Consider the following 4,920-nt stretch of genomic DNA (forward strand, 5'->3'; position numbering starts at 1 on the left):
CCCGGACGGTGGCGTCGGCGGTGGCGTTGACCAGCGGGGTCACCCGGGTGGTGGCCGCCGGGTCGACGGGGCCGTCGGGCCCGCTCCCGGGAGCCGGCGCGCGGTACGGCGGTGGCGCGGGGTATGCGGTGGTCGCGGCATCGGCGTGCGAGGCCCTGACGGACGCCGGGGGAGCCGGTGGAACCGGTGCGGTGGGCACCGGTGCGGTGGGCACCGATGTGGTGGGCGCCGGTGCGGTGGGAGCCGCGGCGTCGCCCAGGAGTGCGGGGCCGTCGAACTGGGTGGGGGCGGCCGGCGGGCCGCTGGTGCGGGGAGCCGGGCCGGCCGAGTCGTCCGGATCGCTGCCACGGGCCTGTTCCCGCGTCGCGGCCGGGCGCCGCAGCGACGCGAGAACGCCCTGGCGCTGGCGCCGGCGCCGGCGTTGTGGTGGCCGCCGCACGGGCATCGTCTCGTCGGGGGAGGAGTGTCGCGGCTGCGGCCTCGAGTCGGGACCGGGACGCTCCTGGTCACGGCTGGAGAGCACGACGAAGAGGATCGCGCCGATCAGGAGCACCACTATCAGCGTGATGGGTACCACCGGACTGTTCATGGCCTCCGTCCCCCACGTGCGGGTGTTCCGATCACGCTAGCGGACGTCGAGGCCGACGTCCCCTGTACCCACTCAATGACATCCATGCAGATCAGCCGATGGATGTGTCGTGATATCGACAGCCGTGACCGCCGTGACCGCCGTGGCCCGGCCCGTCCCGACCCATGGTGTCGAAAACGCGCCGCAGCGGCCATGTCTGTCCGCCGACGGGGCTCCGTCGCTGACGCCCCTCGGTCGCGGCACTTCGCGATTAAGGATCTTCCGGTCACGGGGGTCTCCCGACCGCGCAGCCCGCCCGGCCCCACGGCCCGCTCGGCCCCGGCCGCGCTGCCACGGGGCGGCGGGCATCCCGTTCCCGACGGCCGGCGGCGGACCTGCCGGCGGGCGGGCGCCCGCGAGCGGTGCCGGTCACAGGGCGGTACAGGCTCATGGCGGCGTCGGCCATGCTCCGTCCGCCACAGGTCTGTTCGTCATGGCCCGTCCGCCATGACCCGAGGCGATGGCGGACGGTCAGGGCCCCGCCGCGGCCGGGTTCCCGGCGCGCAGGGCGGCGCGGGCACGGTCGGTCAGTGCCCGTGCGCCCGGGTACCCGGCCATCTCGATGGCGTCGCACAGCGTCAGCGTGTCCACCCTGGCGTTCTCGGAGGCCATCCGGGCTGCGAGCTCGATCACCTGATAGCCCAGGCAGACGGCCTGTTCGACGTCCCCGGCGTCGACTTTGGCGACGCCGAGCCACGCGCTGTGGTGTATCAGCTCCCGTGGGTAGGCGGTGGCGTCGAGCTGGTCGACCGAACGGCTGAGGTACTCGACGGCCGCCGCGACGTCACCGGCGCACAGCAGCGCCTTGCCGGCGTAGTACTCGATCACCGAACGGGAGCACCAGTAGACGTACTCCGGGTCCGCGGCCGGGTCGGCCCGCTCGATCTGGGCCAGCGCCTCGGCGATCTCGGCGTGTACCGACCGGACGTCGCCGAGCTGGGCGTACGCGACGGCCAGACAGCCGGCGACGATGGCCCGCTCGGTGGCGGTGAGAGCGTCCGCGGCGCCCGCGCGGGCCGTGCGCAGCAGGGTGACGGCGTCGCTGGGGTCGCCGAAACGTACCGCCTGCTCCGCCATGCAACGCAGGACGTTGGCGCCGATCGCCGGCCGGCCGGCCTCGTGGGCGGTACGTAACGCGATCAGCCAGTACCACTGGGCCACCTGGTGCCGGCCGCTGTCGAACGCCGCCCAGCCGGCGAGCCGCGCGAGCTCCGCGGCGACGGCGTACAGCCGGCCGTGCTGCCGCTGGCCGTACGCGCCGGTACGCAGCAGCCGGACGATCACTCGTAGCTCCGCCGCGGCGAGCCCGTGGACGTCCTCCCCGCCGAGCAGGTCGTCCATCCGCCGCAGCGCGTCGACGCGCTGCTCGAACTCGGCGACGAGGGTGTCGCGGACCTGCCGGCCGCCCAGCACCGCCACGGGGAGCTGGGCCGGGTCGGCGACGAGCCACTGGTGGGCGGCCGCGGTGAGTGCCGCGCCGCCGATGCCACCGATGCCGGGCCGGTCGGGCCGGCCGGGCAGGCCGGGAAGTACACGGGGCTCCGCCTGGCTGGTGGCTTCCTCCAACGCGGCGGCCAGCCCGTCCGCGGCCCACAGGCGTTGCGGGGCCCACCGCTGCGCTGGGCCGGCGGCCGGTGCGGGCCGGCCGGGCGCGAGGCCGGCGGTGACGGCGGCGGCCGCCGCGCGTCGAGGCCGCCGGGACGCCCGCTCCCGGCCCGCGCACGACCGCCCGGGTACACCGCTGGGCTCTCTCAACGCCCGGCCTCCTCAAGCGTCGATGCGGGGAAGCGTCTTCCTTCATCCACCCGGACAGCCCGGTGGGTGACAATGACTGGCCCGCCGGGAGCCCGCACATCGGTATTTCGTCCGGACGGAATCACCGGATGGTTGTCGCGCGTGCAGCGTACGACAGGGCCCGTGACGGAACAAGTACTGCGGATTGCGTCGGCCTCTCGCTATCCTCCGGCCGCGCAATAAAGCCAACGGTCGATTGGGTGTTGATGCTGTTGAGGTTTGTGGTTGTTGTTTTTCGGTGGCCGCCCGGCAGCGTCGTGACCTGCGGATCTCGGGCGGGGTACCGTCGTATGACCATCAGGACACCGCCGTATGGCCGAGAGGTGGACGGGCTGGTGGGCCGGCGGCCGGATGCCGGCGACGACGGCTGTCCACGACCATGGATTCGGTCGGATGACTGGTCCGTTGGTGTTACGGAGTGATTTCCGGCGGTAGAGGTTAAAGCGCGCACGGCCGGGACGGCGTACGATCCGTACCCGCTCGGCGCCCGGCCGGCGGCGGTCATGAACACATCACGGGCGCAGGCCGGGAGAAATCTGGCCGGTAATTCCTGGGCACGCCGGGCGAAAGTGTCCGCCAGGCGATCGTGCCATGAATGATTCACCGCGTGGACGCCGCGCGGCGCGAGGGCCGACAGCGTCCAGCCGGACAGGCCACAGCCGGTTCCGGCAGTCCCCGCCGCTTCCTGCCAGTCTACGGTTGCGGTGCACACACCGGCGTGGACGGGTCATCCAGGGGTGTGGGAGGGCTGCCGGCCGTGTCCCCGCAGCCGGTGTCACCGGCTCGGCCGGCGCCGGCCGCACAGGGCCTGACCAGCGTGAACGTGTCGAAGGGCAGGGGGGTGGAGGTCGTGTGGTCGTACACGGTCACCCGGATGCTGGTCAGGCCCGCATCCGCCCCCGGATCGACCTCGAAGCCCGCGAACGCGTACGGATGGTCCGGCGCCCGCAGGGCCAGCCACGGCGCCGGCTCAAGGGCGTGGACCGAGCGGAACCGGGCGGGATCGGACTCCCGCGGTTCCACGCCGATGATCACCCGGCCGGCGGGCGGGTCGAGCAGCTTGCTGGCCGACGGCGACGACGAGCCCCCCGTGCCCAGGACCATGTGGACTGTCCCGTGCGAGGTGTCCACGACCTCGGCGCCAGCGCCGCTGCCAGTCCCTCCGCCAGGTTCCTCGTCGCCGCTGCCATTACTGCTGCCGCTGCCGCCCGCTCGCTGCCGTGCCCCGTCCGCTGGGCCGCCCCCGTCGAGGTGGCTGCCGAGGCTGCCCGTGGCCGGGGCGGGCTGCGGGGTGAGCGTCGCTGATCCTTCGGCCACGCCACGCAGCGGATGCGTCCGCTCGTAGTGGTGCTCGTGCCCGCACAGGACGAGATCGACACCGAACGTGTCGAACAGCGGCAGCCACTGCTCCCGGATACCGAGGTCGGCGCCGTTGTGCTGCGCCGCGCTGGACACGGCCGTCTGGTGCATGCAGACGATGATCCAGTCGATGTCCGGGTCGGCGCGTGCCTGGCGCAGCGTCCGTTCGAGCCAGGCCCGTTGCCGCCCGCCGCTGTAACCGCGGATGTACACCGTGCCGGCGTCCTGATAGCAGACGTCGTCGTTCTGCAGGACGACGAAGCGCACGTTCGCGACGGTGAAGGCGTACCACAGGCCGAGCAGGTCCGTCAGCGGCGCCGTCAGCGGGTCGTCCGTGCCCGTTCCGTCGGGATCCACGGTGCTGCCGGGCAGCAGGAAACGGCTCTGGTAGGCGGCCAGGCCCAGCGGGCCGTTCCCGCGTTCGATCTCGTGGTTGCCGGCGGCGGGCATCCACGGGTGGTGCCGCGCGGAGGAGCCGATCATGTTGAACCAGTCGGACCACGCCCGCGGTGGGTTACGCCGCTGGTTCGCGTACGACAGGTCACCGACGACCAGGGTGAACAGCGAACCGACCCGGTCGACGCCGGTCACGGCGTTCCTGGACGCCGGCGTGCCGAACGGGTCGTAGGACTCCGAGGTGCCGTGATCGCCGAAGCAGGTGAAGGTGAACGGCGCCCGGCCGCGTGGCGCGGTCCGCAGGGTGCCGCCGCTGGTGCGGCTGATCCGGTCGTGGATCACCTCGTAGAGGTAACGGGAGCCCGGCTCCAGCCCGGTGAGCAGGGCATGGTGGTTGATCACCTCTTCGCCGGTGACGGCGTCGGTGTAGACGCGGGTGACGGCGTGCACCTCGTGGTCGAGCCTGCCGGGCGTGCTGCCGAACCGGACCCGGGGGCGGCGCACCATCCGCGGTGTCGTCCATGACACGGCCATCGACGCGGCCGGGTCCGGCCCGAAGGTCAGGTGGAGGTGTTCGACGGGCGTACCCGCACGCAGGGCCAACAGATCTCCTCACTGCCGGCCGTGACCACATGGCCGGACCGTCATGGCCTGCTTGGGGACACTTTCGACCCATTCTGGTCCGTTCCCATGAACTCCAGAACGCGTTGGATGATCCGGGGCGGCCCCGGGCCGTGAAGGGG

2 protein-coding genes and 1 pseudogene are annotated in these 4,920 nt (G+C 72.8%); all 3 read right to left on the reverse strand.

Translation table 11 applies throughout. The annotated features are described in order from the left end of the window. Positions 1–589 (reverse strand): annotated as a pseudogene (locus AC5LUJ_RS11065) (hypothetical protein); the annotation flags it as partial. 510 nt (positions 590–1,099) lie between these two features. Next, entirely contained in the window at positions 1,100–2,383 is a 1,284-nt protein-coding gene (locus AC5LUJ_RS11070) for an NsdA family TPR-like regulatory protein (protein ID WP_493464899.1), read from the reverse strand. Positions 2,384–3,115: 732 nt separating this feature from the next. Continuing rightward, positions 3,116–4,780 carry a purple acid phosphatase family protein gene (locus AC5LUJ_RS11075; protein ID WP_493464900.1) on the reverse strand — a complete coding sequence of 555 codons (1,665 nt, stop codon included), beginning with the start codon at positions 4,778–4,780 and terminating at the stop codon, positions 3,116–3,118. Positions 4,781–4,920 lie beyond the last annotated feature (140 nt).

The sequence above is a fragment of the Protofrankia sp. CiP1_Cm_nod3 genome (assembly GCF_982290655.1).